The following is a 25,233-nucleotide window of genomic DNA, read 5'->3' as shown; positions in this document are numbered from 1 at the left end:
CCGTTCGGGTGGCCCGGTCAGCCGTCCGCGAGCAGCTGCAGCCGCAGCGCCAGCTGGAGCTCCAGCGAGCGCTCCGGACCGCTCCAGTCGCGGCCGAGCAGCACCTCGATCCGGTCCAGGCGTTGGACGACGGTGTTCACGTGGACGTGCAGGTCGTCCTTGGCCCGGGTCAGGCTGCCGCCGCAGTCGAAGTACGCGCGCAGTGTCCGCACCAGCTCGGTGCCGCGCCGGGCGTCGTACTCGACCAGCGGGCCGAGCGCCGCCGTGACGAAGCCCTCCACGTCGTGCCCGTCGCCCAGCAGCACGCCGAGGAAGCCGAGACCGGCCGACGAGGCGCCGTCGCCGTCCCGGCCCAGCACCCGCAGGGCGCGGACGCAGCGCAGCCCCTCGGCGTGCGCGGCGGCCAGCGCGGCCGGACCGGCGGCCGGCCGCCCGGTGCCGACCGTGACCGGGCAGCCGACCAGCCGGGCGAGCCGGTCGGCGGCCTCGGCGGCCGCCCGGTCGGGGTCGGTGCCGTCGTCGGGCAGCAGCACCACCACGGCCTCGCCGTGCTCGGCGCTGATGCCCCGGGTGCCGAACAGGTAGCGGGCGGCGGCGCCGGCCAGCCGGGCCCGGCCCTCGGGCTCGCTCGCGGCCACCAGCACCAGGTGCGGCCGGGCCAGGTCCACGCCGAGCCGGCGGCCGCGGGCGGCGAGCCCGGCCGGGTCCCGGTCGGGGGCGGTGAGCAGGTCGGCGAGCAGCTCGCCGCGGACCCGGTTCTCCGTCTCGGCGACCGAGCGGCGCAGCAGCAGGAGCAGGGCGGTGACCACACCGGCCCGTTCGAAGATCCGGCGGTCCGGGTCGTCCAGGTCGGGGCGGCCGCGCAGCACCAGGCCGCCGAGCGGGTCCTGCCCGGCGAGGACGGCGCAGACCCAGTCGCGGCCGTGCCGGACGGCCCGGCCCTCGGTGCGGGAGGCGGCGAGCGCCTCGGCGAGGTCCCCGACGTCGCCGGGCCGGCCCGACAGCGGGTGGCCCTCGGTGTCGTACACGGCGACCTCGCCGTCCAGCAGGGTGGCCACCTCGGCCGCCACCGCCCCGACCTCGGCGCCGCGCAGCACCAGGTCGGTGAGCCGGTCGTGGGCCTGCTCGGCGCGCTGCACGGCCGCCGAGTGCGCCTGGATGACGTGGTTGGCGGCCGCCAGGTCGGCCAGCGCGGCGCGGGTGTCGGCCAGTGCCTTGGCGGTGTCCAGGGCGATCGCGGCGTGCGCCGCCAGCGTGCAGAGCAGGGCCACCTCGTCGGGGGAGAACGCCCGCGGCGAGCGGTCGGCGGCGAACAGCACGCCGATGACCCGGCCGCCCAGCAGCAGCGGCACGCCGATGATGGCGACCAGCCCCTCGTCGAGCACGCCGGCGTCGATGGTGCCGGTGTGGTGGAACCGCTCGTCGGTGCGGTAGTCCGGGGTGGCGTAGGGGCGGGCGGTCTGCGCGACCAGGCCGCCGAGCCCGTCGCCGAGGCTGAGCCGCAGGGTCTGGAACAGCTGCGACACCGAGCCGTCGGTGACCCGCATGTAGGTGTCGCCGGCGTCTTCGTCCGGGAGGGTCAGGTAGGCGGTGTCGGTGCCGAGCAGCATCCGGCCGCGGCGCACGATGGCCTGCAGCACGGCGTCCAGGTCGCGGGAGGCGGCGAGGTCGCCCGCGGTGTCGAACAGGGCCGTCAGCTCGGTCTCCCGGCGGCGGTGCTGACGCATCGTGCGGTGCACCCGCAGCGCCTGCCAGGTGGCCGCGTCGATCTCGGCGAGCACCTGCGGGGGCGCACCGAGCCGCCGGGCGTCGGCGAGCACGTCGGCGAAGTCCTCGGTGGCCGCGCCGGAGGCGAGCAGGTCGAGCAGCCGCCGCAGTGCCGGGGCCGAGCTGTCGTGGGGGTCGTTCATGGTGCGGGCCATCGTGCCATTCCTGCGGGACGGGCGGAACAACGGCGGGGCGCGGGGCCGGGGAACGGCGCGGGCCCCGTGCCCGCGCCGCGCGCCCGGCCCCGCGCCCCGCGGGGGCGGTTCAGCCCACCGGCACGGCCGCCGGGGCCGGCTCGGCCTCGGCGAGGTCGCTGCCGCGGGTCTCCCGGGCGCAGAGCACCGCCACGATCGTGATCGCGGCCGCGATCGCGACGTACACCGCGATCGGGGTGGCGCTGCCGTAGTCCTTGAGCAGGGCGGTGGCGATCAGCGGGGCCGGGGCGCCCGCCGCCACCGAGGAGAACTGGGCGCCGATGGACGCGCCGGAGTACCGCATCCGGGTGGCGAACAGCTCCGAGAAGAAGGCGGCCTGCGGCGCGTACATCGCGCTGTGGAAGATCAGCCCCACGGTGATCGCGGCGACCATGGTGCCGAACGACCGGCTGTCGACCATGCCGAAGAAGACGAACGCCCAGATGCCGACGCCCACCGCGCCGACCAGGTAGACGGGCTTGCGGCCGACCCGGTCGGAGAGCGCGCCGAACACCGGGATGAGCGCGAACTGGACGGCGGAGGCGATCAGGACGGCGTTCAGCGCGGTCTGCTTGGGCAGGTGGACGTGGCCCACCGCGTACGCCAGCACGAAGGTGGTCATCACGTAGTACGAGATGTTCTCCGCCATCCGGGCGCCCATGGCGATCAGCACGTCCCGCCAGTGGTGGCGCAGCACCGCGATCAGCGGCGGCTGCTCGACGCTCCGGCGGGCCTCGGCCGCGGCCAGCGCCTGCCGGAACAGCGGCGACTCGTCCACCGACAGCCGGATCCACAGACCGACCATCACCAGCAGCGCGGAGAGCAGGAACGGCACCCGCCAGCCCCACGCCAGGAAGGCGCTGTCGGACTGCACGCCGGTCATCAGCGACAGGACGCCGGCCGCCAGCAGGTTGCCCGCCGGGGCGCCGCCCTGCGGCCAGGACGCCCAGAAGCCGCGCCGCCGGCTGTCGCCGTGCTCGGAGACCAGCAGCACCGCGCCGCCCCACTCGCCGCCGAGCGCGAAGCCCTGCACCAGCCGCAGCGCGGTCAGCAGCACCGGTGCGGCCACGCCGACCTGGCGGTACGTCGGCAGACAGCCGATCAGGGCGGTCGCGCCGCCCATCAGCAGCAGGCTCAGCACCAGCAGCCGCTTGCGGCCGATCCGGTCGCCGAAGTGGCCGAAGACCAGCGCGCCCAGCGGGCGGGCGGCGAAGCCGATCGCGTAGGTCAGGAAGGAGAGCAGCGTGCCGGTCAGCGGGTCGGTGTTCGGGAAGAACACCTTGCCGAAGACGAGGGCCGCGGCGGTGCCGTAGAGGAAGTAGTCGTACCACTCGATCGTGGTGCCGATGAGGCTGGCACCGACGACCTTCCAGAGCTTCGAGCCTGATCTCGCGTCGTCGGGAGAGTGGGCCATGGGGTCACCTGTTCTCGGGGGTCGGGAGGCGGTCCGGGGGAGGGCGGTCCGGGGGAGGGCGGGGCGGGCGAAGGGCAGGGGCGGGGGTCAGTGCGCGGTCCAGCCGCCGTCCACGGGGAGGCTGGCACCGGTGATGCAGGACGCGGACGGCGAGCAGAGCCAGAGCGCGAGCTGGGCGACCTCGTCCGGCTCGATCAGCCGCTTCACGGCGGTGCGGTCGAGCATGATCTGCTCGACCACCTCGTCCTCGCGGATGCCGTGCGCCAGTGCCTGGGCGGCGATCTGCTTCTCCACCAGGGCGGTGCGGACGTAGCCGGGGTTGATGCAGTTGCTGGTCACGCCGTACGGCGCGCCCTCCAGGGCGGCGGTCTTGCTGAGCCCCTCCAGCGCGTGCTTGGCGGTCACGTACGCGGACTTGAAGGCGCTGGCGCGCAGGCCGTGCACCGAGGAGATGTTGACGATCCGTCCCCACTCCCGCTCGTACATGTGCGGCAGGGTGCGGCGGATGATCCGGAACGGTGCCTCGACCATCACCCGCTGGATCTGGGTGAACCGCTCGGTCGGGAACTCGTGCAGCGGCGCGACGTGCTGCAGGCCGGCGTTGTTGACCACGATGTCGGCGTCGTCCGGCAGGTCCTCCACCGCCCGTGGGTCGGAGAGGTCGGCGACGGCGGCGACGCCGCCGATCCGCGCGGCGAGCTCCTCGGCCGGGCCGGCGGCCAGGTCGACGACGTAGACCCGGGCGCCGGCGGCGGCGAAGGCCTCCGCACAGGCCCGTCCGATCCCGGAGGCCGCGCCGGTGACCAGTGCCGTCCGGCCGGCGAGCGGTCCCGCCGGGGCCGCGGCTGAAGTGGTGTCCATGGCCGAGAACGGTAGGAAGCGCGGGCCCGCGCTCCTATGTGTCCGGCTGCCACAGACCCGCACCCGGACGTGTGTTCCACCGCCATGGGGGCGATCGGGCGCCCGCGCCCGCACCAGTCAAACACCGGCGGCGCCGGCTTCCTCAGAACGAGGGCGCTTGCGTCACCCGTTCGGAGGATTGCCCGTCCGATTAGGCCCATAGCGCCCGAATGCTCGCTACATTCACGCCGATTCCCGACAGGGGGTGCCGCCCCGAACACCGGGGGACCGGTGCGGCGCCCGAGAGGTGTTGACTGATATGCCCCAACGGCCTGCAACCGACAGCCCTGCGTACGGACCGCTCGACGCGCTCGACCCGCACGACGTGCAGGCCGCGGTGCCTCCGCACGCGCCCGACGACCACCAGGCGGACGCCGCGTCGGGCGCCCACCGCACCCAGAACCCGCACCTGGCCTCCCTCATCGAGGAGTCCGGCTTCTCGCACGCCGGTCTCGCCAGACGCGTCGACCAGCTCGGCCTGGAACACGGCCTCGACCTCCGCTACGACAAGACCTCCGTGACCCGCTGGCTCCGCGGCCAGCAGCCCCGCGGAGCCACCCCGGCGCTGATCGCCGAGGTGTTCACCCGGCGCCTCGGCCGCCGGCTCACCGCCCAGGACGTCGGCCTCGACGCCTGCGCCCCGGTGTACGCCGGACTGGAGTTCGCCGAGACCCCGCAGGAGGCCGTCGACATCGTCGCCTCCATGTGGCGCAAGGACAACGGCCCCTACGCCGAGCTCCGCAAGATCGCCTTCACCCCGGCCGGGCTGGTCGTCCCCAGTCGGGACTGGCTGATCGGCCGCACCGACGAACGGGTCGCCCGGGACGCCACCACCCTGCCGCCCGAGGAGCTCGGCGCCGTCCGGCCCGGCCTCACCGTCGGCCGGCCCACCGGGCCGAGGGTCCCGCAGCAGGCGCGCCGCCCGCTGCCCTCCGGCCCCGAGGGCCCGGAGACGGCCGCCGGGGGCCGCGAGTCGCGGCCCGCCGTCCGGGTCGGCCGCGGCGACATCGCCGCCATCCGCGCCGTCGGCGACCTGTTCCGCGCCCTGGACCAGGCCTACGGCGGCGGCCACGCCCGCCAGGCACTGGTGCGCTACCTGGAGAGCGAGGCGGAGCCGATGCTCCGCGGCCGCTACGGCGAGCAGATCGGCCGCGCCCTGTTCGGTGCCGTCTCCGACCTCACCCGGCTCGCCGGGTGGACGTCCTTCGACATCGCCGCGCACGGCCTGGCCCAGCGGTACTTCGTCCAGTCGCTGCGCCTGTCCCAGGCGGCGGGCGACCGGGTCCTCGGCGGATTCATCCTCACCACCATGAGCCAGCAGGCCGTCCACCTCGGCCACGGCCGGGAGGCCATCCAGCTGGCCCGGGTCGCCCAGCAGGGCGTCGGCACCGCCGCGGCCCCGATCGTCCAGGCGCTGATGCACGGCGCGGAGGCCCGCGGCCACGCCCTGCTCGGCGACGTCCGGGCGTGCACCGCCGCCCTGGTGCGCTGCGAACGGGCGCTGGCCGCCGCCCGGCCCGGCGACGAGACCCCGTCCTGGGCGCGCTACTTCGACGAGGCGCAGCTCGCCGACGAGTTCGCCCACTCCTACCGGGATCTCCAGCAGTGGCGGCCGGCCGCGCAGCACGCGGAGAAGTCGCTGCGGCTGCGCGCCCCGGCGTACGCGCGCAGCCGGATCCTGTGCCGGCTGGTGCTGGCCACCGCCCGGCTCGGGATGGGCGAGCTGGAGGAGTCCTGCACGATGGCGACCGAGTCGCTGCGGGCGGCGGGCGAGATGCGCTCCGCCCGCACCGTCGAGTACCTGCGCGACTTCCACCGCCGCCTCGCGCCGTACCGGGCCACCCCGCGGTGCGCGCGTTCGAGGAGGCGGCCCGGCAGGCGGGGGTGATCTGAGCGGGGGTGGTGAGTCCGAGCGGGCGGGGCACCCGGGCCGGCCGGCCCGGGTGCCTCCGGGCCGGGCCGGCCCCTCCCGGCGCCGGACGAGCCCTAGGCCGCCACGTCCGCCGAGCGGCTCGCGGTGTCCAGCCCGAGGTCGCGCAGCACCGCCTGCGCGGCCCTGCGACCGGACACCAGCGCGCCCTGCACGCTGCTGGTGTCCCGGTGGTCCCCGCAGACGTACAGCCCGGCGAGCAGCCGGACCGACCGCCGCAGATGGTGCGGGGCGGGCATCGCCGGTATCGCGTCCGGGAGGTGCCGCACACTCAGGAACTCCCACCCCTCGGTGGGCGTCCCGTAGAGCTCGGCAAGCCGGCGGCGCACCGCCGGCTCGAACCCGGCCGGCCCGCCCGCCCCGAACCCGCGGCGGCCGAGCACCGTGGTGGCGATCAGCGCCCGGCCGGCCGGCGCGTACGAGGGGTGCACGTCGCTCAGCACCAAGGTGTGCGCGACCCCCGAGGCGTCGGCGTCCAGCAGCAGGGACGGCTCACCGAGCGGCGAACGGTCGGCCGCGTGGTAATAGGTGGTCACCGGGTGGAAGCTCGGCACCCGCAGGCCCGGCAGCAGCACGGCCGCGGACCGGGCGTCGCACGCCAGCACCACGGCCGACGCCGCGATCCGGCCGTGCCGGGCGGTCTCCACGCCGTCCGTCGCCACCGCGGTCACCTCCACGCCCAGCCGGACGGTGCCCGCCGGCAGCCCGTCGGCGAGCTGCGCCGGAAGTGCCCCGGTGCCGTGCGCGGGCAGGCAGAGGCGCCCGCGCGCGTACGAGCGCAGCACCAGGTCGGCGACCCGGCTGCTGGTGGTGAGCGAGGGGTCGCCGAGCAGTGCGCCGAGCAGCGGCTTCAGGAAGCCGTCCACGGTGCGTGGGCCGAGGCCGCGGTCGGCCAGCGCCCGGGCGGCGCTGGTCTCCGGCCTGGCGAGCAGCCGGGGGCGGGGGTGGCCGCGAGCCGGCCGAGGGTGGCGGCCAGCCGGGCCTTGTCGAGCGGGCTGCCGAGCGGGCCGCGGGTCGCGGCCTGCCGGGCGGGCGTCTGCTGGGGGTCGCCCACCCGGTAGCGGCGGCCGGCGCTGTGCACCAGGACCCCGGGGGACAGCGGCCGCAGGTCCAGCCGGTCGAGGTCGAGGCGGCGGCCCGGCTCGGGGTGGTCGGTGTTGAGCAGGTGGACGCCCTGGTCGAGCCGGAAGCCGTCCAGTTCGTGGGTGGCCGTGCGGCCGCCGAGGTGCGCCTGGGCCTCCAGGACCTGGACGGTGAGGCCCTGCCCGGTCAGCGCGCGGGCGGCGGCCAGGCCCGACAGGCCGGCGCCGACCACGACGACGTCCGGGTCCGACGGGTGGCGGGTACGGCGGGTGAAGTCGTAAGCGGGCACGCGAGTGCTCCCTCCCTGACGGCGGCCTCCGGGGCCCGCGCGCGTGGCCGGGCCCGTGGAGCTCCGGCCGAGGCGGGCAGCGGGGTGCCGGGATACGGTCCGACCTTGTGATGCCCAGTCAGTACGTCGATCAGACCGATCGATGGCACCGAATCGAGGTGTGGCCGGTATCCGGCAAGGCGGGGCACCGATTCGGTCACGCGGGGTGACGAGAGTCGGGCGGGGCGGCGGCGCCGGGCGCGCACGGTCACCGGCGGCGCGCGACGCGCCCTCTGCCTGCCACCGTGCGCCCCCTGTTCGCGCCGTCCGCCGGCTGTCGGAGCGCCACCACTGCCCCTCCTGCAGCTGCCTTCTGACGGTTCGTCAGCCGGCCAGGGCCGCATGCACCGCCGCGTCCACGTCCGGGTGCCGGAACCGGAAGCCCGCCGCCAGCAGCCGGTCCGGGACCACCCGGTGGCTGCCCACCACCTCGATCGCCATGTCGCCCAGCACCGCCTTCAGCACCGGCTCCGGGACGGCGAACACGGTCGGCCGTCCGAGCACGCGGCCGAAGGCGGCCGTCAGCTCCGCGTTCGTCACCGGCCGGGGCCCGGTCAGGTTTACCGGCCCGGACATCTCCTTCCGGTCGATCAGGAAGCGCAGCGCGGCGACCTCGTCCGCCAGCGAGATGATGCTCCAGAACTGCTCGCCCGAGCCCAGCCGGCCGCCCAGGCCCAGCCGGAACAACGGCACCATGCGGCCCGCCGCCCCGCCCGCCGCGGACAGCACCAGCCCCGTCCGCGGGTGCACCACCCGGATGCCGGCGTCCGCCGCGGGGCGGGCGGCCTCCTCCCACTCCACGCAGACCCGGGCCAGGAAGTCGTCCCCGGCCGGGGCGTCCTCGTCGATCACCCGGTCGCCGGTCTGCCCGTAGTAGCCGACCGCTGACGCGCTCACCAGCACCCGCGGCGGCTGCTTCAGCCGGGCCAGCGCACCCGCCACCGTCTCGGTGCCCAGCACCCGGCTGTCCCGGATCTCCTGCCGGTAGGACGCGGTCCACCGGCGGTCGGCGACCCCGGCGCCGGCCAGGTGGACGACCGCGTCCACGCCCTCCAGTCCGGCCGAGTCCACCTGCATCAGGTGCGGATTCCAGCCGATCCCGATGGTGCCGTCCGGCTGCACGCCCGTCCGGCTGCGCCGCCTCACCAGCCGCCGTACCTCGTGCCCGTCGGCGAGCAGCGAACGGACGAGGGCAGAACCGATCAGACCCGTGGAACCTGTCACCGCAATACGCATACCGGCATCCTCGCATCCGCCCCCTCGCCGACGGCCGCTCTTGATCCGGTGTCGACGGTCGTCGCTGCTGTGTTCTCGCCCGCTCGCCGACGGCCGCTCTTGATCCGGTGTCGACGGTCGTCGCTGCTGTGTTCTCGCCCGCTCGCCTCCGGGCGCTCGAACCCGGCGCCGACCGTCGTTGCTCCGTCGCTCCTGCGTCGCTCCCTCGCGCCTCCCTTTCGACACCGGCGCGCCCTTCGGCTCGGGGCGGGAGCTTCCTGTGGCGGGTTCACCACCAGGGGCGCGGGGAACTGCGCGCGGCGGAAGGGCAGCTGCCCTGCCCCTCCCGCCCGCCCGGTCCCCGCTCCGCCCGGTCGTCCCAGGCCTTCGGCTCAGGGGGTGTGTTCTCGCCCGCTCGCCTGCGGGTGGGTGTGCGGGTGCGGCCTAGGATGGCGGGCATGCCTTCCGACGAACCGACCATCCGTGCGGCGTGCGCCGGGGACGGCCAGGTGCTCGCCGATCTCGACCGGGCGGCCTGGTCGCCGGTCAGTGATGTCGCGCCCCGCCGGGCCGAGGACGACCACGACTTCTTCGGCGGGCGGAGCCCGGCCGACGGCTACCTCGTGGCCGAACTCGCCGGACGGGTCGTCGGTTACGTCCGGCACGCGGCACCGACACCGCTTGCCGGCAACCGGCACGTGCGGCAGATCCAGGGCCTCGCGGTCGCGGCGGAGGCCCGCGGCCGCGGCGTCGGCCGGGCCCTGGTGGAGGCGGCCTGCGCGGCCGCCCACGGGACCGGCGCCCGCCGGGTCACCCTCCGCGTGCTGGGCGGCAACACCGCCGCCCGCCGCCTCTACGAGCGGTGCGGCTTCCGGACGGAGGGCGTGCTGCCGGAGGAGTTCCTGATCGACGGTGCGTATGTGGACGACGTCCTGATGGGGCGCTGGGTGTCGGCCGGCTGACGCCGCGTCGGCACCGGTGTGCGCCGGGCACGTCCAAGTCGTGACCCCGACGCCCCTGCCCGGCACGGCCGGGGACCGGTACGGTACGGCGCGTGAGCACATCCACTCCTCCCGGGTGGTACCCGGTCACCGGTCCGGACGGCACCGCGCAGGAGCGGTGGTGGGACGGCAGCGCCTGGACGGCCGAGGTCCGCCCGGCCGCGGGGGCCGCAGGAATCGCCGAGGCCCCCACCCAGGCCTGGACGGCCCCGGCGGCCCCCGCGCCGGCGGCCCACCCCGGCTACGGATACCCGCAGCAGCCCGCCGCCGGGTACGGCTACCCGCCCCAGGCCCCGGCGTACGCCTACCCCTCCGCCGTGCCGGCCTCGAAGAACCGCAACGGCGTGATCATCGGCATCGCGGCGGGTGTGCTGGTGGTGGCCGCGGTGGTCGGCGCGGTGTTCGTGCTCGGCAGCGGGAAGAAGGACCCGGCGGTGATCGGCCCGCTGCCGAGCATCTCCGTCCCCTCGTTCGACCTGCCCAGCGCGGACCCGAGCACGCCGCTCCCGGCGCCCAGCGACGACACCGCCACGCCTGCCGCGGCCGGCGCCCTGCCCGACCTGCTGCACGGCTGGCGCGTGCCGCGGCCCGCCGCCTGGACGCTGCACACCGGCAGCTCCGCGACTTCCCTCTACGAGACCACCGGCCCGTACGACTGCGGGATGACCTCGCAGTGCATCCGCGGGCAGTTCTCCATCGAGGCGGTCTCCGTCCCCGGTACGGACGCGGCCACGGTCGCCCGCGCGGCCATGGCGAACTACGCGCCGCGGATCTTCGGCGAGCTCGACGGCCACGAGGAGCTGACCTCCGGCCCGATCGCGGTGGCGGGTGCCACCGGATACGCCGTCCGCTGGTACGCCACGCCGAAGCAGGGTGCCAAGGGCTACATCCTGATGATCGCCGTGCCGGACGCGCAGGGCAGCGGGTTCGTGCTCCTGCACGGCGGTGTGGACGACGACCCGAAGGCGCCCCGGCCGACCGTGCTCGACCAGATCGCCGGCGGGATCCGCTCCACCTCGGGCAGCGGCACCTGACGGTGCCCGGGGCGGGCGAAAGCCGCGGTGGCCGGCCGGCTCAGGGCCGGCCGGCCACCCGCTCCTCGACGCAGGCCAGCTCCACGGCCGTCAGTTCGGCGATCAGCAGCCGGTAGAGCCGCTCCACCAGGTCGGCCGGCAGGCCGTGGCCGTCGGCCAGGGCCCGGACCTTGGCGACCACCTGCTCGACCCGGTCCGGGGCCTTCACCGACGCCTCGTCCGTCTTGTACCGCGACACCTCGCGCACCACCGCGACCCGCTCGGCCAGGACGGCCACCAACTGCTCGTCCAGAGCGTCGATCCGCTGCCGCAGGTCGGTGATGCGAGGGTCCACAGTGGTCATGCGCGGCGCTCCCGGAGGTGACGACAGGTCAGACCGGGAGCCCCCGGCGGGAGATCCGCTCGTTGCGGTCGTACGACGGCAACGGGTCGTCCGGGCATTCTCCCCTACTGCGCCGCAGCAGCAGGCACATGTCCAGCATCCGGTGCACCATCCGCTCCAGCGCGTCCACGCCCTCCGGGTCGTTCAGACCCGGGTCCGGCGCCGTGTTGCGCAGCAGTGCCGGGAAGCCGCTGCCGACCAGGATCATCCGGTTCAGCAGCAGGTTGTCCACCAGCTGGTTGTGGACCGACGCCTCGCTGTAGCGGCGGCCGGTGACGATCACCCCACCGACCTTGTTGGCCAGCGGCCGCTCGAAGCGCAGGTAGCCCACGCCGGCCCGCTCGATGAAGATCTGCATCAGGTGGGCCAGCCCGAAGCCGTGCACCGGGGTGGCGTAGATCAGGCCGTCGGCCGCCGCCATCCGCGCCACGATCGACGGCATGTCGTCGCGCAGTTCGCAGGTGACCGGTCGGCTGTTGCAGTCCCCGCACGGGCTGCACGGGCTGATCCGGTGGTCCCGCAGGTGCAGCACCTCGAAACGGGCGCCGCGCTCGCGCAGCAGCCGGCCCGCGTACCCGAGCGCGAGATCGGTGTTGCCGCCCTCCCGTTCGGACCCGCAGATCGCGAGGATGCTCACTGGTCTTTCGTCCATGGTGCGCTGACTCCCGGTCGGATCGGTCGGTCGGGGGCGGGTCAGTCGGCGGAGACGCCGGCGGGAGCCGGTGCCGCCGCCGGTGCGGGCGCCGGCGCGGCCGGGGCCGGAAGCCGGGTGGCGACCAGGGCGACCAGCAGCGAGAGGCCGATGATCGCGCCGCCGAACAGGCCCAGCCGGTCCAGGCCCTGGTCGGCGCCGTCCGCGGACCGCAGCACCTGCTGGCCGAGCCAGCCGCCGAGGGCGATCCCGGCGAACGTGGCCGCGGAGTTCAGCGAGATCAGCAGCGGCCCGGACTGCGGGGCGATGCCGAACAGCCGGTGCTGCTGCGGCGGCTGGGTGGCCATCCCGGCGAATCCCCAGACCGCCAGGGCGACGGCCGCCGTGGCCAGGTGGCCCCGGGTCAGCGGCAGCGTCGCCACGGCCGCGCCCAGCAGCAGCACGGAGACGAGCAGCACCGGCGACGGGCTCCACCGGTCGACCGCGCGGCCGGCCAGTGTCGTCCCCGCCACCGCGGTGACGCCGAAGGCGAGCAGCAGCAGTGCCAGCGTGCTGCCGTTGCCGCCGGTGGCCGGGGCGAGCACGGCGCCGATGTAGGTGAGCGCGAGGTAGCCGCCGGTCATGAACAGCAGGGTGGTGGCCACCGTGGCCGCAACCCGCGGGTCGCGGGCCGGGGCGAGCCGGGCGGCCAGGCCGGGGAGGCCGGCAGCCGCAGCGACGGCAGGCCGAAGGCCACCGCGGCGGCGCACAGCACGCCGAGGCCGGCCAGCAGCCAGAAGGTCGCGCGCCAGTTCAGGTCGGCGGCCAGCCAGGTGCCGAAGGGCACCCCGGCGACGGTCGCCGCGGACAGGCCCCCGAGCACCACCGCCATGGCGCGGGCCCGGCGTTCGGGGGCGGAGAGCGCCGCGGCGCCGGCGGAGGCCGCCGGGATGTACAGGGCGGCGCTCGCCGCGGTGACCACGCGGGCCGCGAGCAGCAGGCCGAGCCCGGGTGCCAGCGCGGAGAGCGCGTTGCCGAGGGCGAAGCCGAGCAGCGAGACCAGCAGGATCGTCCGGCGGTCTATGCGGCCGGTGAGGGCGCCCAGCACCGGGGCCATCACCGCGTAGGTCAGCGCGAAGGCGGTGCTGATCCAGCCCGCCTCGTCGATTCCGACCGACAGCGAGCGGGCGACCTCGGGCAGCACTCCGGCCACCACGAAGGTGTCGGTGCCGATGGCGAACGCGCCGACGGCCAGTACGGGCAGGAAGGGCAGGCCCCGGGGGCGGTGGCGGTCATCGGGCGGCTCCGGTCAGGGTGCGGGCGGGGAGAGGGTGCCGGCGACCACGCGGCCGCCGAGCAGGGTGGCCTCGATGCCGCCCGGGCGGGACAGCACGGTGATCGACTCGGCCGGGTCCTCGGCGGTGACCACCAGGTCGGCCAGCCGGCCGGGCTGCACCGTGCCGGCCTCGTCGCCGCGGCCGGCCAGCGCCGCGCCGTTCGCGGTCGCCCAGCGCAGCACCTCGCGGGCCGGGATGCCGGCCATGGTCACGTACGTCTCGAGCTCCTCGGCGTAACTGCCGTGCGGAGTCCAGGCGAAGCCGAAGTCGTCGCCGGCCACCACCGGGATGCCCATCTCGACCATCAGTGGCAGGATCCGCAGGGTGTTCTCCACCTCGGCGGTGAACTCCAGCGACTCCAGGTAGTCGGTGGTCTTCCCGTGCTGCTCGCCGGTGGTGAGCAGCCGGTGCGGCTGGTGCAGGCTCGGCACGACGAAGATGCCGCGCTCGGCGATCGCCTCCAGGGCGGCGTCGTCCGCGTAGCTGGCGTGGTCGATCACGTCCACGCCGGCGGCGATCGCGTTGCGGATGCCCTGCAGGCCGCGGGAGTGCGCCCGGATCCGGGCGCCGTGCTCGTGCGCGGTGCGTGCGGCGACGACCAGTTCCTCGGCGGTGAAAAGGAGTTCGTGCGAACGGCCGTTGGGGAAGGTGTCGTCGCCGGAGGAGAAGACCTTGACGATCTCGGCGCCCTCGGCGATCTCCCCGGCGACGTACTCGGCCATCTCCTCCGGGGTGTCGGCGAGCCGCATCAGGTCGGTCGGGATGCGCTTCTTCACCTCGCCGTTGCGCCGCTCCGGCGGGCCGGACACCATCAGGTCCCGGCTGCACGGGGTGATCCGCGGGCCGAGCAGCCGGCCGGAGTCCACCGCGCGGCGCAGCGCCATGTCGATGCCGGAGACCGATCCGGCGCCGACGAACGCGGTGTAGCCGCAGCCCAGCAGCGCGGTGGTGTTGGCGGCGGCCCGCAGGGTCAGCTCCGGGACGGAGTACTTGAAGAGCATCTCCCGGGCGTCGTGCACGTCCAGGTAGGCGATGTGGGTGTGGCCGAGTGTCATGCCCGGCATGACGGTGCGGCCGGTCAGGTCGACGGTCTCGATGCCGGGGGTGTCGACCGGGGCCTCGCCGGCCGGCAGGACGGCCTCGATCCGGTCGCCGTCGAGCAGGACGCTCCGGGCGGGCACGGTGGCCCGGCCGAGGCCCTCCTGCACGCCGACGTTGTGCAGCAGCAGTCTGGGTGCCATGGCGGTGTTCACTCCAAAGGTGCGGAAGGGGCGAGGGGCTGGGTGCGGGGGCCGAAGACCGTCCAGAGGATCTCCGCGCCCGGCCGGGCGGCGATCCAGCGCAGGTGGTGCGCCCGCACGCCGGGGCCGTTGGTGACCGCGAGGTCGCTGCCGCCGGCGGCGAGGATCTCGGCGGCCTGCTGGGTGGACTCGGCGTCGACCCAGGTGATCGGGCGTTCGCGCAGGTCGTCCGGCACCACCTCGTCGTAGATCCGGCGGACCTCCCACATCGCCGACACCCGCAGCTCCGGCTTGTCGCCGAACCCGTCGGTGCGGGAGGCGATCCCGTAGTCGGGGGTGGCCCGCGGGAAGAAGCCGAGCAGTTCGAGCTCGCGGTGCCAGTGGAAGCTGGTCAGCCCGGAGTAGGCGCTGGGGACGAGGACGATGTCGACCTCGCCCTGCAGCAGGGCGTTCAGCACCTCGTCGAAGGCGGGGTAGAGCCGCACCGCGATCGGGTAGCGCTCGGCCAGGAAGTCGGCGGCCAGGTGGCTGGAGGTGCCGCTCGGGCCGAGCGTGCCGAGCACGGTGCCGGGTCTGGCCGCCCAGCGCTCGGTCAGGTCCGTCCATCGGGTCGCGAACTCGTCCACCAGCCGGTCGACCAGATCCGTCACGGCGGGCCGGGCGTCAGTCGGTGAAGCCACGGTTCGCCGCCATCTTCTGGGCCACCCGGGTCTCGTGGTCGGGCTCGGTGCGGCGGTCGACGATCCGGGCGGCCTTCCAGCTGACGAAGGCGCCGGTGCTGACGATCGGGTCGAGGCCGTCGCTGAGCTCGACCGTGACGGGGACGCCGAGCGCCCCGGTGGCGCGGGCGGCGATCGCCGCGGTGTCGACGCTCTCGCCGCGCAGCAGTTCCAGCCGGACGGTGAGCCGGTCGCGGCCGGCCTCGTCGGCCTCGATGACCACCTGGTAGCCGGCCGAGCCGGTCACGCCGCCGAGCACGGCCGTCTCGATCTGCCCGGCGGTGAAACGCTGTTCGCCGAGGCTGATCCGGTCGAGGGTGCGGCCGACGATCCGGACGAGGTCGCCGGGCATGTCGCAGTCGCAGTCCGACTCCTCCACCACGACGGTGTCGCCCGTCCGGTAGCGCACCAGCGGCTTCACCCCGTCGACCAGCATGGTGACGGTCAGTTCGCCGGTGCCGCGGGGCCCGTGCGAGGTGCCGTCGTCCGGATCGACCACCTCGAAGAGGTAATTGGTCTGCGAGAGGTGCATCCGCTTGTTGCGGCAGGCGGTGGCGATGACGAACGCCTCCTGCGAGCCGTACAGGATGTTGTAGACGTCCGCGCCCCAGACCGACTCCAGGTTGGCGGCCAGCGCCGGGGTGCACATCTCGCCGGTGACGAAGAGCAGCTTGACGCCGAAGTCGTTCTTGAGGTCGTAGCCGTAGTGCTCGGCGGCCTTGGCCAGGGTGAGGGCCACGCCGGGGTGCAGCAGATCACCTCCAGGCCGAGGTCCTTCATCAGCTGGAGCGCCTTGGGGAAGCCGATCACCGGGGAGTACGGCCAGATCTTGGCGTTCATCGAGCCGGTGTTGCGGGCCACGTCGCCCAGGGTGTCGCCGAAGGAGTGCACCTCGGTCGGGCCCATCAGGCCGATCCGCGGCCTGCGGTCGCCGAAGTGGTGCCGGAAGATCGACGCCCAGCTCTCGGTGACGTGCGCGTTGCTCGCCAGGACCTCGCGGCCGTCGCGCGGGCAGGGGGTGGCGCGGCCGGTGGTGCCGGTGGTCTCGTAGAAGAACACCGCCTCGTGCAGCGGCCGGCTGAGCACGTCGAGCATCTCGCGCCGCAGGTCGTCCTTGGTGGTGAAGGGCAGGTCGGTGAGGTCGTCCGGCCCGACCGCGGCCAGGTCGACCCCGGCCAGGTGCTTGCCGTAGAACGGTGATCCGGCGACCACCTGGTCCAGCACCCGGGCGAGCTGGGCGGTGCGCCACCCGGTCAGCGCCTCGTCGCTCAACTCACGTGCGTAGAAGGCTCGGTGGAGTGGGAGGTAGTCGGCGGCGAACTCCGCCGCGGGGCCCTCGCTGGGCAGCCACATGTGCGGTGTGTCCTCTCTGGGTGTTCGGTGGGTGGACATGGCGGCTCGGGGCCCGGTGTCGGCGGGCCCGGATCGCGGCCGGGGTCAGGCCGCGGCGCGTACGGCGGCGCCGTCCAGGAAGGCCGCGAAGAGCCGCTCACCGCCCTGGGTGGTGACGCTCTCGGGATGGAACTGCACTCCCTCGATCGGGAGTTCGTGATGCCGCAGGCCCATCGCCTGGTGGTCGTCGAGGGAGCGCGCGGTCAGCCGGAGGTCGGCGGGCAGCGGCTCCTCGACGACCAGCGAGTGGTAGCGGGTGACGGTCAGCGGGCCGGGCGGGGCCGAGGCGAAGACGCCGGCGCCGTCGTGGTCGACCGCGCTGGTCTTGCCGTGCATGGGGCGGGGGCCACCGACACCCGGCCGCCGAACGCCAGCGCGATCGCCTGGTGGCCGAGGCAGACGCCGAGCATCGGCACCCGCTCCGCGGCGAAGGCGTGCACGAGTTCGACGTGGCCGCTGTCGGCCGGGTGCCCCGGGCCGGGGCCCAGCACCACGACGTCCGGCGCCAGGCCGACCAGCTGCGCCGGCGTCCGGGTGTGCGAGCGGACGACGGTCGTCCGGGCGCCGAGAGCCCGCAGGTACTGGTCGATGATGTGGCTGAAGCTGTCGTAGGCGTCCACCAGCAGGACGTTCATGCGGTCGACTCCTCACCGGTCAGCGCCCAGTAGGCGGCGCTCAGCTTGGTGTTGGTCTCCTGCCACTCCTCGCGAGGGTCGGAGTCGGCGACCACCCCGGCCGAGGCCTGGATGGAGTAGACGCCCCGGTGGTGCACGGCGGTGCGGATGCAGAGCGCGAACACCGCGAAGCCCCGGACGTCGACCAGGCCGACCGCGCCCGCGTACAGGCCGCGCGGCTCGCGCTCGATCTCCTCGATCAGCTCCATCGCCCGGATCTTGGGCGCGCCGGTCATCGTCCCGGCCGGGAAGGTCGCCTTCACCACGTCCCAGACGTCGACGCCGGCCTCCGTCCGCCCGGAGACGGTGGACACCAGGTGGTGGACGTAGCCGAACGGCTCCGCCCGCATCATCGAGTCGACGCCCAGCGTGCCGGGGCGGCAGACCCGCCCGACGTCGTTGCGGCAGAGGTCGACCAGCATCACGTGCTCGGCGCGCTGCTTGGCGCTGCCGCTCAGCGAGGCCGCCCGGGAGGCGTCGGCCTCCTCGCCGTCCGGCCCCGCGGCCACCGTGCCGGCGATCGGCCGCATGGTCAGCACCCCGTCGTCCAGCCGGACGTACAGCTCGGGGCTGGCCCCGACCACCGTCCGGCCGGCCCACGGCAGCAGGTACATGTACGGCGCCGGGCTGCGGTGCCGCAGGCGCCGGTACGCGTCGAGCGGGGCGAGTGCCGTCCGTACGTCGATCCGGTGGCCGATCTGGATCTGGTAGACGTCGCCGATCCCGATGTGGCGCAGACAGCGCTCGGTGCGCGCCAGGAACTCCCGTTCCGTGACGCTGTCGTGGACGGCGTCCGGGGCCGGCGCCGGCGGCGGCTCGTGGCCGGCCGGGGGCCCGCGGGAGGCAGCGGTGCCGGTTCGGGGAGCAGCGGCCCGGTGGCGGTCAGCAGCCGGGCGGTGCCGGTGGCCAGGTCGTACCAGGCGGTGTGCTGGAAGAGGGTGAGCGTCTGCCGCGGGGTGTCGTCGGCGCGTTCGGGCGACGGCAGGTCCTCGATGTCCCAGGCGGCCCGGTAGCCGAGGGTGGTCAGGAAGCCGAAGGCGAAGGCGGCGGGACGGTCGGTGCGGACGGTGAAGACCGCCTGCGCGGCCCGGATCGCGTCGAACACCCGGCCGGGGCCGGCGAGCCGGCGCTCCGGTCCGAGCACCGCGTCCAGTGCGGCGCCCAGTGCGTCGCCGACCGGCCCTCGGCGTCGAGCTCCACCCGGTCCTCGTGGAAGCGCAGTTCGGCGAGCCGACCCCAGCCGACGACGGCGCAGCGCAGGTCGTCGGCCGGTCCGGCCAGGCTCTCGAAGAGGTAGCAGTCCTCGGTGACGGTACGGACGTCCTGGTAGAGCGTCAGCGGATCGCGGTGGAGCAGCGGCTCCGAAGTGACGCTGACGGTCAGGGTGTCCGTGGCCGACGAGGTGGTGAGTGTGGTCATCAATCCCCCGGTAGGGCCTGGACCGCGGGCGGGCGGGCGGCGCCGGCCGCTCCGCTCCGTCGGTCTCTGGGATCACTCCACCATCTCGGCCGGTCGCGGACCCAAACCACTTCGCACCGGTGTGCACGGACCAGTTCGGGCCTGCGGAAAGGTGCGTGTGCCGTACGAACTCGGGGGTGCGGCGCCGTGGCGCCGCACCCCGAGCCGTGCCGGAACGGTCAACCGCGCCCGGTGACCAGGGCGGCGGCGCGGACGAGCGAGTCGGCCACCGACTGCGGGTCGATGCCCGGGACGACGCAGCCGAGCAGCAGGACCCGGCGGCTGGCCGCGGTGACGGACTGGTGCACGCCGTCGCGGTGGGCGAACAGCGAGAGCACCCGGGCGTCGTCGGCGAGCACGAGGCGGCCCGCGTCGAGCTCGGCGGAGTGGTCCGCACCCAGGGCGAGGAAGGACTCGCCGCCGCGGCTCACCGTCAGCCGCACCGCGCCGGTCACCTTGTCGGCGTCGAAGACGCCGAGCGCGGCCAGGTCGGTGACGGCCGCCGCGTTGACCGCGTCGACCACCGGGTTGATCCGGGGCCAGGCGCCGGCCGGCTTGCCGCGCAGCCCGCGGTCGATCAGTGCCTGGATCGACGGCGGCTGGCGGTCGGGGTCGGTGCCGATCAGCTTGGACAGCTGCCGGTAGGCGGCCACCCGCGGGTGGTTGCGGATCTCCGCCCGGGAGTGACCCTGCCAGAGGGCGTGCTGGGCCAGCCAGAGCTCCTCGGCGGCCTCCGCGAGGCCCTCGTCCCGGACGTCCGCGACGGTGCCGAGCACCTCGACGCCGGGGAAGGCGTCCGCGGCGGCGGCGTCCACGGTGATGGGGGCCGGGGTCGCGGCGGTGGTGGTGTCCGTCATGCGTGCTCCTTGAAGACGACCCGGTCGCCCGCCCGCAGGTCGAGGTCCTCCGCGCTGAGCAGCCGGTCGGTGTGGATCAGGACGTTGTAGTGGTTCGGCGCATGGCATTCGTCGAAGCCGGCCACCACACCCACCAGCCTCTCACCCAGCCACAGTTGATCGCCCTTTCCGAGCACCGTGGCGTCGCGGAACTCGGCGAATCCGAGGAATCCGACGGCGTCGACCCGGCCGCCCGCCGCGGCGGGCCGGTCGGTGGTGGTGACCAGCTCGTGCACGTCGCCGGCCCGTACGCAGCGGGTGTCCCACGGGGACAGTTCCATCCCGCGGTCCGTCCGGCGGTGGAAGAGCAGCTTGACCAGGGCGGCCTCGACCGGCCGCTTGGCGGGCATCCGCAGCCGCCGCTCCTTGCGCCGGCCGATCCGGTAGGCCTCCTCGACCAGGTCGACCACCACCGGGCCGTCGTCGACCCGCTCCGGCCCGGCCTCGACCGCGGCGCGGAAGTCCGCCATGATGCCCCGGTACTCGTGGTCCAGCGAGGACTTGAAGCCCTCGTAGCCGGCCAGCATGTCAGCGTCCAGCGTGCTGCCGTCCCGGAGGTGGACGGTGATGTCCTTGGTCTCGCCGGTGGGCAGTGCCCAGTCCAGCTCGACCGCGACCGGGATGCCGTCCTCGGTGCGCAGTTCGAGTTCGGCGTAGAACTCCACGCCGCCGCGGACGTCGCCGAGGGTGGCGTCGGTGAGGGTCAGCTCGCCGAGCACCTGGCGCAGCGCGTCCAGGGCGTTGGGCCCGTTGTCGATGACGCAGCCGCCGCCGCACCGGTCGCGGTCCAGGTACCAGTGGTCGTCGCCGGTGTGCTCCTCGATCCGCTCGTGGTAGCGGGCGACCACCCGGACGATCTCGCTCCGGTCGGGCAACTCCGCCGCCAGGCGCTGCACATGGCTGTTGTAGCGGCGGTGGAAGGCGGTGAAGAGCGTGCTGCCGGTGCGCTGCGAGACGGCCGCGAGCTCGCGGGCGTCGGCGCCGGCCACGGTGAGCGGCTTCTCGCAGCAGACGTGCACGCCCGCGGTGAGGGCGGCCGTCACCACCGGTGCGTGCAGGTGGTTGGGCAGGGTGACGACGACGCCGTCGACCAGCCCGGAGGCGAGCAGCTCGCGGTGGTCGGTGAAACGGGCCACCCCCTCCGGCAGGGCGTCCAGCTTCGCCCGGTCGAGGTCGCAGGCCGCGGTCAGCTTCAGCCGGTCGTCCTGCTCGATCGCCCGCAGGAAGTACGGGGCGATCACCCCGAGGCCGATCACACCGATCCTCATCGCGCTGCCTCCGCGGCCTGCAGCTCGGCGGGGAGCGGGAGTTCGAGGCGCTCGGCCATGGCGGCGAGCTGGGCCGCGACGTGGCCGGGCAGGGCCACGCCCGCGCTGCGGGACTCGGCGGCGCGGACGGCCTCCGGCGCACCCGGGTAGGTGACCCGGCCGCCGGGGACGGCCGGCGGGCAGGCGCTCACGGTGTCCAGCAGCTCGCGGGCGCCGCGGCCGAAGGACTCGGCGGCGCCGAACGCGGCCGGGTCGATGGCTATCACGGTGTGGCCGATGTCGGTGTCCGGCCGCTCGTCGCCGTTCACCAGCAGGTCCGGGGTGGGCCCCCAGGAGGCTCCGGCCAGCGGCCCGCAGAGCAGGTCGACCAGGATCGCCAGGCCGTAGCCCTTGGCGCCGCCGGTGGCGGCAGAGCCGCCCAGCCAGGTGACGTCCGCCTTGCCCTCGAAGTACGCGTCGGGGTCGGTGACCGGGCTGCCGTCCGGGGTGGTCAGCCAGCCCTCGGGCACCTGCCGGCCCTCGCGCTGGGCGGCCCGGATCTTGCCGGTGGCGACCGTGGTGGCGCTCATGTCGAGGACGAACGGGGCGCCGCCGGGGCCGGCGCGGCCACCGCGAGCGGGTTCGTGCCGAGCATCCGGGTCAGCCCGCCGAGCGGCGGGGCGACGCCCTGGGCGCCGCAGTTGGTCATTGCGATGGCGATCAGGCCGGCCTCGGTGGCGCGGTGCGCGTAGTAGCCCGCGCTCCCGAAGTGGCTGCTGTTGCGGACGGCGACCATGGCGATGCCGGTCTGCCGGGCCTTGGCGACCGCGAGGTCGGTGGCGAGGAGGTCGTGACCAGGCCGAGCCCGCCGTCGCCGTCGAGGACGGCGGAGGACGCGCTCTCGTGGACGGTGCGGGGCTGCGCGGCCGGGTTGATCCGGCCGTCGAGCAGGCGCGGGGAGTAGATGCCGGCGAGCGCGTTGCTGCCGTGCGTGGTGAAGCCGTGCTCGTCGGCGTACACCACCACCTCGGCGGCGGTGGCGGCGTCCTGCTCGCCGAGGCCGGAGCGGTGCAGCGCCTCGCGGGCGAATGCGCGCAGGGTCTCCAGCGGGATCCGGACGGTCATCGGTCTGCCTCCAGTGCTGCCGTGTGGGTGCCGAAGCGCACCACGAGTTCCTTGATCTGCCGCGCGTAGCGGGCCAGAAGGTCGAGTTCGACGAACTCGCCGGGGGTGTGGGCGCCGTGCGTGTCGAGTCCGCCGGGCCCGCAGACCGCGACGTACCGGTCGGGGCCGCCGGCCCAGATCGCGTCGCAGGTGAACGCCGAGCCGTCGGCCCGGCCGTCGTGCCGGGGGAGGCCGGCGGCGGCCAGCAGCCCCTCCATCGCCGCGTCCCGGTTGTCGAGCACGGGCAGGCCGCGCTTGAGCCAGTCGAGGCGGACGACCTCGTCCCAGTCGGCGACCAGCCGGGCGGTCAGCGGGTTGCCCGCGTGAGCCACCGCGAACTCCTCCCGGGCCCGCGGCAGCAGGGCGGTGAGTTCGCGTTCGGCCGCGGCGGCCTGCCGCGCGTCCTGGTAGGCGATGTTCATCCGGAGCTCGCCGGTGCCGTAGACCCGGTTGTGGGAGGTGCCGGTGTGCAGGCCCGCGACGCAGAGCTTGGCGCCGAGGGTGTGCACGACGGGCCCGAGCCGGCGCGCCAGGAAGTCCGCCAGGAAGCCGAGCGCGACGGTGGCGTTGTGGCCCGCGGCGGGGTGGTCGTCGGTGGTGTCCGCGCCGGTCACCCGCAGGCGCGGGGTCATGGCGGCGGTGCAGGCGTCCATGACCCGTCCGCCGGTCGGTTCGGCGAAGAGCATCAGCCGCCCGGTGAGGCCCTGTTCGACCAGCCAGCGGGTGCCGTAGGTGCCCATGGCGCCGCCCTCCTCGCCCGGCACGGAGGCGAGCTGCACCTCGATCGTGTCGGCGAGCCACGGCTCGTCGCGGAACGCGGCGGCGATGCCGGCCGCCGCCGCGATGCCCGGGCCCTTGTCGTCGACCGCGCCGCGGCCGTGCAGCACCCCGTCGACGAGCCGCGGTTCGACGTGCGGGCCCACCGTGTCGACGTGGAAGTTGACGACCAGGCGCCGCCGGTGGTCGGCGGGCCGGCCCATCCGCACCACCGCGCTCGCCTGGGTGGCGAGCAGGCCCGGGTCCGCCTGGACGGCCTCGCGGACGGGCGCGGGCACGTCGGCGCGCTCCAGCACGGCCGCCGGCGGGGCGGCGTGCAGGACGTCGGCCCAGCCGCGCTCGCGCGCACCGGCCAGGAAGACCTGCTGGGCGTCCAGGGTGAGTTCGGGCTTGCCGCCCTCGAACGGGGAGACCGAGGCGACGGCCATCAGGTCGAGCAGCCACTCCAGCTCGTCCGGGCCGAACGGCTCGGCGCCGGCGCGTCGTTCAGTCACGGCCGGTCTCCCAGATCGCCCGGAACGCCTCCGCGCACGCCCGGTAGCCGGCCGCCAGCTCGGCGGCCCCGGCGGTCGCCGCCAGGTGCGGGATGTGCGCGACGTGCGGCTCCAGGCTGTAGCGGCCGCGGTACCCGTATGCCTCCAACTGCTTCACGCAGCCCGCGACGTCGACCTCGCCGCGGCCCGGCTCGGTGAACACGGCGCCGTCGGCGGTGCGCAGGCCGTCCTTGACGTGCACGTGGTCCACCCAGGGCAGCACCCGCTCCAGGAACTCGCCCGCCTCGTAGCCGTAGGCGAGCCCGTTGCCGAGGTCGAAGACCAGGCGCAGCGCGGGGCTGTCGACCTCGGCCAGCAGCCGCAGCGTCTGCTCCGGCCCCTGGCCGGCCCAGCCCTGGCAGTTCTCGTGCAGCAGTACCACGCCCAGCCGTTCGGCCTCGCGGGCCAGCGCCGTCAGGCGGCGGATCGACTCGGCGGCCCACTCGGGCTCGGGGCGGCCGTCGTTGGGGTAGGACATCACCCGCAGCCGGGCCGCGCCCAGGGCGTGGGCCGCGCGCGCCGAGCCGGCCAGCACGGCGAGTTCGCCGTCCGGGTCGGTGGCGACGGTGGTGGCCCAGTTGCCGATCGGGGTGTCCACCACCGGCACGGTCAGCCCGGCGGCGGTCAGCGCCTCGGCCGCCCCGGCCAGCGCGGCCTCGTCCAGCTCGTGCAGACCGAGGCCGTCGATGGTGCGCAACTCGATCGAGCCGATGCCGAGTTCGGTGTGGACGGCGATCTGCCCGGCGAGGTCGGGGGCCGCCTCGTCGCCGATTCCGCAGGAGCGTTCCCGCCAGCTCACCGGCTCCTCCGGTAGAAGCGCTCGACGGCCGCGGCCACCCGGGCCACGTCCCCGGGCCGCATGTCGGGGTGGAGCGGCAGGGCCAGCGCCTCCCGGGAGATCCGTTCGGCGACCGGGAAGTCGCCCTCCTGGTGCCCGAGGTGGGCGAAGGCGGGCTGCAGGTGCAGCGGCTTCGGGTAGTACACCACCGTCTCGATGCCCTCGCCGGCCAGGAACTCCTTGAGCTCGTCCCGGCGCCGGGCCCGCACGACGTAGGTGTAGACGGCCCGGTCGCGGTACCCGTCGGGCGGCGTGAGGACGTCCGGCGCCAGGTGGGCGAGCCGCTCCTGGTACTCCTCGGCGATCCGGCGCCGGGCGTTCAGGAACTCGTCCAGGTGCGGCAGCCGCTGCAGCAGGAAGGCGGCGGTGATCTCGTCCATCCGGCAGTTGAAGCCCACCGTGTGGTGCAGGAAGCGCACCCCGAGGTCCTGGCCGTGGTTGCGGAGCATCCGCATGTCGCGGGCCAGGTCGTCGTCGTCGGTGACGATCATGCCGGCGTCGCCGGCGCCGCCGATCGGCTTGGCCGGGAAGAACGAGTACACCCCGGCGCGGCCGAAGCGCCCGGCGGGCCGCCCGTCGACCGTCGCGCCCAGGCCGACGGCGCTGTCCTCGACCAGGGCGATGCCGTGGCGCCGGGCCAGCTCGGCCAGGCCGGTCATGTCCGGGTGGGTGGTGAACAGGTAGGCGGGCAGCACGGCCCGGGTGTGCCGGGTGACGGCGGCCTCCGCGGCCGCCAGGTCCAGGCACGCGGTGTCGGGGTCGACGTCGGCGAAGACCGGCCGGGCGCCGCGCAGCGCGACGGTGCTGGCGGTGGAGATGAACGAGAAGGCCGGGGTGACCACCTCGTCGCCCTCGCCGAGGCCCAGCGCCGCCAGGATGACGGTCAGCGCGCCGGTGCCGCTGGCCACCGCGACGGCGTGCCGGGCACCCGTCCGCTCCCGCACCGCCGTCTCCAGTGCGGCCACCCGGGACTTCAGGATGAACTCGTCCGACTCTGCCACCTCGCGGACGGCGGCGACCACCTGCTCGGTCCAGTCCGGGTAGCGGTTGTCCCAGTCGAAGTACGGGACGGGGGCAG

Annotated in this window: 23 protein-coding genes and 3 pseudogenes; 4 read left to right on the top strand and 22 right to left on the bottom strand. The window is 75.0% G+C overall.

The genetic code is table 11. The features are described from left to right. Positions 1 to 17: 17 nt before the first annotated feature. The 3 genes from ABEB13_RS13365 to ABEB13_RS13355 all read right to left on the bottom strand — a co-directional run bounded on the left by ABEB13_RS13365 (position 18) and on the right by ABEB13_RS13355 (position 4,236). Positions 18 to 1,910 (bottom strand): helix-turn-helix domain-containing protein, encoded by a 1,893-nt coding sequence (locus ABEB13_RS13365; RefSeq protein ID WP_345709657.1) that lies wholly within the window; start codon positions 1,908 to 1,910, stop codon positions 18 to 20. A gap of 121 nt (positions 1,911 to 2,031) precedes the next feature. Continuing rightward, positions 2,032 to 3,375 carry an MFS transporter gene (locus tag ABEB13_RS13360; protein ID WP_345705687.1) on the bottom strand — a complete coding sequence of 448 codons (1,344 nt, stop codon included), beginning with the start codon at positions 3,373 to 3,375 and terminating at the stop codon, positions 2,032 to 2,034. Positions 3,376 to 3,462: 87 nt separating this feature from the next. Next, the gene (locus tag ABEB13_RS13355) at positions 3,463 to 4,236 is read right to left on the bottom strand and encodes a 3-hydroxybutyrate dehydrogenase (protein WP_345705686.1); all 774 of its coding nucleotides are present in this window, start codon (positions 4,234 to 4,236) and stop codon (positions 3,463 to 3,465) included. A 298-nt stretch (positions 4,237 to 4,534) separates the two neighbouring features. On the opposite strand from ABEB13_RS13355, the gene ABEB13_RS13350 reads away from it, so the two are divergent. After that, the gene (locus ABEB13_RS13350) at positions 4,535 to 6,163 is read left to right on the top strand and encodes an NsdA family TPR-like regulatory protein (RefSeq protein WP_345705685.1); all 1,629 of its coding nucleotides are present in this window, start codon (positions 4,535 to 4,537) and stop codon (positions 6,161 to 6,163) included. Positions 6,164 to 6,261: 98 nt separating this feature from the next. On the opposite strand, the pseudogene ABEB13_RS13345 reads toward ABEB13_RS13350, so the two are convergent. After that, positions 6,262 to 7,577 (bottom strand): annotated as a pseudogene (locus ABEB13_RS13345) (NAD(P)/FAD-dependent oxidoreductase). A 363-nt stretch (positions 7,578 to 7,940) separates the two neighbouring features. Further along, positions 7,941 to 8,852 (bottom strand): TIGR01777 family oxidoreductase, encoded by a 912-nt coding sequence (locus ABEB13_RS13340; protein ID WP_345705684.1) that lies wholly within the window; start codon positions 8,850 to 8,852, stop codon positions 7,941 to 7,943. 428 nt (positions 8,853 to 9,280) lie between these two features. On the opposite strand from ABEB13_RS13340, the gene ABEB13_RS13335 reads away from it, so the two are divergent. Beyond that, positions 9,281 to 9,793 carry a GNAT family N-acetyltransferase gene (locus tag ABEB13_RS13335; protein ID WP_345705683.1) on the top strand — a complete coding sequence of 171 codons (513 nt, stop codon included), beginning with the start codon at positions 9,281 to 9,283 and terminating at the stop codon, positions 9,791 to 9,793. Positions 9,794 to 9,885: 92 nt separating this feature from the next. After that, complete coding sequence (locus ABEB13_RS13330) at positions 9,886 to 10,866, top strand: DUF2510 domain-containing protein (RefSeq protein ID WP_345705682.1); 981 nt, start codon at positions 9,886 to 9,888, stop codon at positions 10,864 to 10,866. Positions 10,867 to 10,906: 40 nt separating this feature from the next. Here the strand turns inward: ABEB13_RS13330 and ABEB13_RS13325 are convergent, their stop codons facing one another. The 7 genes from ABEB13_RS13325 to ABEB13_RS13295 are packed head-to-tail and all read right to left on the bottom strand — an operon-like array spanning position 10,907 to position 15,915. Beyond that, complete coding sequence (locus tag ABEB13_RS13325; RefSeq protein ID WP_345705681.1) at positions 10,907 to 11,209, bottom strand: chorismate mutase; 303 nt, start codon at positions 11,207 to 11,209, stop codon at positions 10,907 to 10,909. 28 nt (positions 11,210 to 11,237) lie between these two features. Further along, positions 11,238 to 11,900, bottom strand: a complete 663-nt coding sequence (locus ABEB13_RS13320; RefSeq protein ID WP_345705680.1) for a flavodoxin family protein — start codon at positions 11,898 to 11,900, stop codon at positions 11,238 to 11,240. A 41-nt stretch (positions 11,901 to 11,941) separates the two neighbouring features. Beyond that, the gene (locus ABEB13_RS13315; protein ID WP_345705679.1) at positions 11,942 to 12,544 is read right to left on the bottom strand and encodes an MFS transporter; all 603 of its coding nucleotides are present in this window, start codon (positions 12,542 to 12,544) and stop codon (positions 11,942 to 11,944) included. Continuing rightward, positions 12,520 to 13,134: an MFS transporter gene (locus ABEB13_RS13310; RefSeq protein WP_345709656.1), complete on the bottom strand. Its 615-nt coding sequence runs from the start codon at positions 13,132 to 13,134 to the stop codon at positions 12,520 to 12,522. Before ABEB13_RS13310 ends, ABEB13_RS13315 begins: the two co-directional genes overlap by 25 nt. A 54-nt stretch (positions 13,135 to 13,188) precedes the next feature. Then, positions 13,189 to 14,457 (bottom strand): amidohydrolase family protein, encoded by a 1,269-nt coding sequence (locus ABEB13_RS13305; protein ID WP_345705678.1) that lies wholly within the window; start codon positions 14,455 to 14,457, stop codon positions 13,189 to 13,191. An 8-nt stretch (positions 14,458 to 14,465) separates the two neighbouring features. Beyond that, positions 14,466 to 15,137: a type 2 periplasmic-binding domain-containing protein gene (locus tag ABEB13_RS13300; protein WP_345705677.1), complete on the bottom strand. Its 672-nt coding sequence runs from the start codon at positions 15,135 to 15,137 to the stop codon at positions 14,466 to 14,468. Continuing rightward, entirely contained in the window at positions 15,121 to 15,915 is a 795-nt protein-coding gene (locus tag ABEB13_RS13295; RefSeq protein WP_345705676.1) for a phenylacetate--CoA ligase family protein, read from the bottom strand. Before ABEB13_RS13295 ends, ABEB13_RS13300 begins: the two co-directional genes overlap by 17 nt. Before the next feature lie 6 nt (positions 15,916 to 15,921). Here ABEB13_RS13295 and ABEB13_RS13290 point away from each other — a divergent pair, with 6 nt between their 5' ends. Next, a complete protein-coding gene (locus ABEB13_RS13290; protein WP_345705675.1) occupies positions 15,922 to 16,227 on the top strand; it encodes a hypothetical protein in 306 nt (101 codons plus the stop codon). A gap of 386 nt (positions 16,228 to 16,613) precedes the next feature. Here ABEB13_RS13290 and ABEB13_RS13285 read toward each other — a convergent pair. The 10 genes and pseudogenes from ABEB13_RS13285 to ABEB13_RS13240 form a co-directional block, all read right to left on the bottom strand. Next, positions 16,614 to 17,203, bottom strand: a pseudogene (locus tag ABEB13_RS13285) (anthranilate synthase component II). Continuing rightward, positions 17,200 to 17,964, bottom strand: coding sequence for an anthranilate synthase component I family protein (locus tag ABEB13_RS13280; RefSeq protein WP_345709655.1), 765 nt, complete (start codon positions 17,962 to 17,964; stop codon positions 17,200 to 17,202). The pseudogene ABEB13_RS13285 and the gene ABEB13_RS13280 overlap by 4 nt, the downstream one beginning before the upstream one ends. Before the next feature lie 301 nt (positions 17,965 to 18,265). After that, positions 18,266 to 18,661 carry a hypothetical protein gene (locus ABEB13_RS13275; RefSeq protein WP_345705674.1) on the bottom strand — a complete coding sequence of 132 codons (396 nt, stop codon included), beginning with the start codon at positions 18,659 to 18,661 and terminating at the stop codon, positions 18,266 to 18,268. Between the two features lie 218 nt (positions 18,662 to 18,879). Next, positions 18,880 to 19,557 carry a phenylalanine--tRNA ligase beta subunit-related protein gene (locus ABEB13_RS13270; protein WP_345705673.1) on the bottom strand — a complete coding sequence of 226 codons (678 nt, stop codon included), beginning with the start codon at positions 19,555 to 19,557 and terminating at the stop codon, positions 18,880 to 18,882. Then, positions 19,554 to 20,864 (bottom strand): Gfo/Idh/MocA family protein, encoded by a 1,311-nt coding sequence (locus tag ABEB13_RS13265; protein WP_345705672.1) that lies wholly within the window; start codon positions 20,862 to 20,864, stop codon positions 19,554 to 19,556. Before ABEB13_RS13265 ends, ABEB13_RS13270 begins: the two co-directional genes overlap by 4 nt. Beyond that, positions 20,861 to 21,639: pseudogene (locus ABEB13_RS13260) on the bottom strand (Ldh family oxidoreductase). The gene ABEB13_RS13265 and the pseudogene ABEB13_RS13260 overlap by 4 nt, the downstream one beginning before the upstream one ends. Continuing rightward, the gene (locus ABEB13_RS13255) at positions 21,564 to 21,968 is read right to left on the bottom strand and encodes an Ldh family oxidoreductase (protein WP_345705671.1); all 405 of its coding nucleotides are present in this window, start codon (positions 21,966 to 21,968) and stop codon (positions 21,564 to 21,566) included. Before ABEB13_RS13255 ends, ABEB13_RS13260 begins: the two are co-directional and overlap by 76 nt. Next, positions 21,965 to 23,278, bottom strand: coding sequence for a M20/M25/M40 family metallo-hydrolase (locus ABEB13_RS13250; protein WP_345705670.1), 1,314 nt, complete (start codon positions 23,276 to 23,278; stop codon positions 21,965 to 21,967). The genes ABEB13_RS13255 and ABEB13_RS13250 overlap by 4 nt, the downstream gene beginning before the upstream one ends. After that, positions 23,271 to 24,116, bottom strand: a complete 846-nt coding sequence (locus ABEB13_RS13245) for a sugar phosphate isomerase/epimerase family protein (protein ID WP_345705669.1) — start codon at positions 24,114 to 24,116, stop codon at positions 23,271 to 23,273. Before ABEB13_RS13245 ends, ABEB13_RS13250 begins: the two co-directional genes overlap by 8 nt. Continuing rightward, complete coding sequence (locus tag ABEB13_RS13240; RefSeq protein WP_345705668.1) at positions 24,113 to 25,177, bottom strand: DegT/DnrJ/EryC1/StrS family aminotransferase; 1,065 nt, start codon at positions 25,175 to 25,177, stop codon at positions 24,113 to 24,115. The genes ABEB13_RS13245 and ABEB13_RS13240 overlap by 4 nt, the downstream gene beginning before the upstream one ends. Between the last annotated feature and the right edge of the window lie 56 nt (positions 25,178 to 25,233).

Origin of the sequence: Kitasatospora paranensis, from assembly GCF_039544005.1 — a bacterium.
Taxonomy (GTDB): Bacteria; Actinomycetota; Actinomycetes; order Streptomycetales; family Streptomycetaceae; genus Kitasatospora; species Kitasatospora paranensis.
This window is presented reverse-complemented; position numbering and strand designations above follow the sequence as displayed.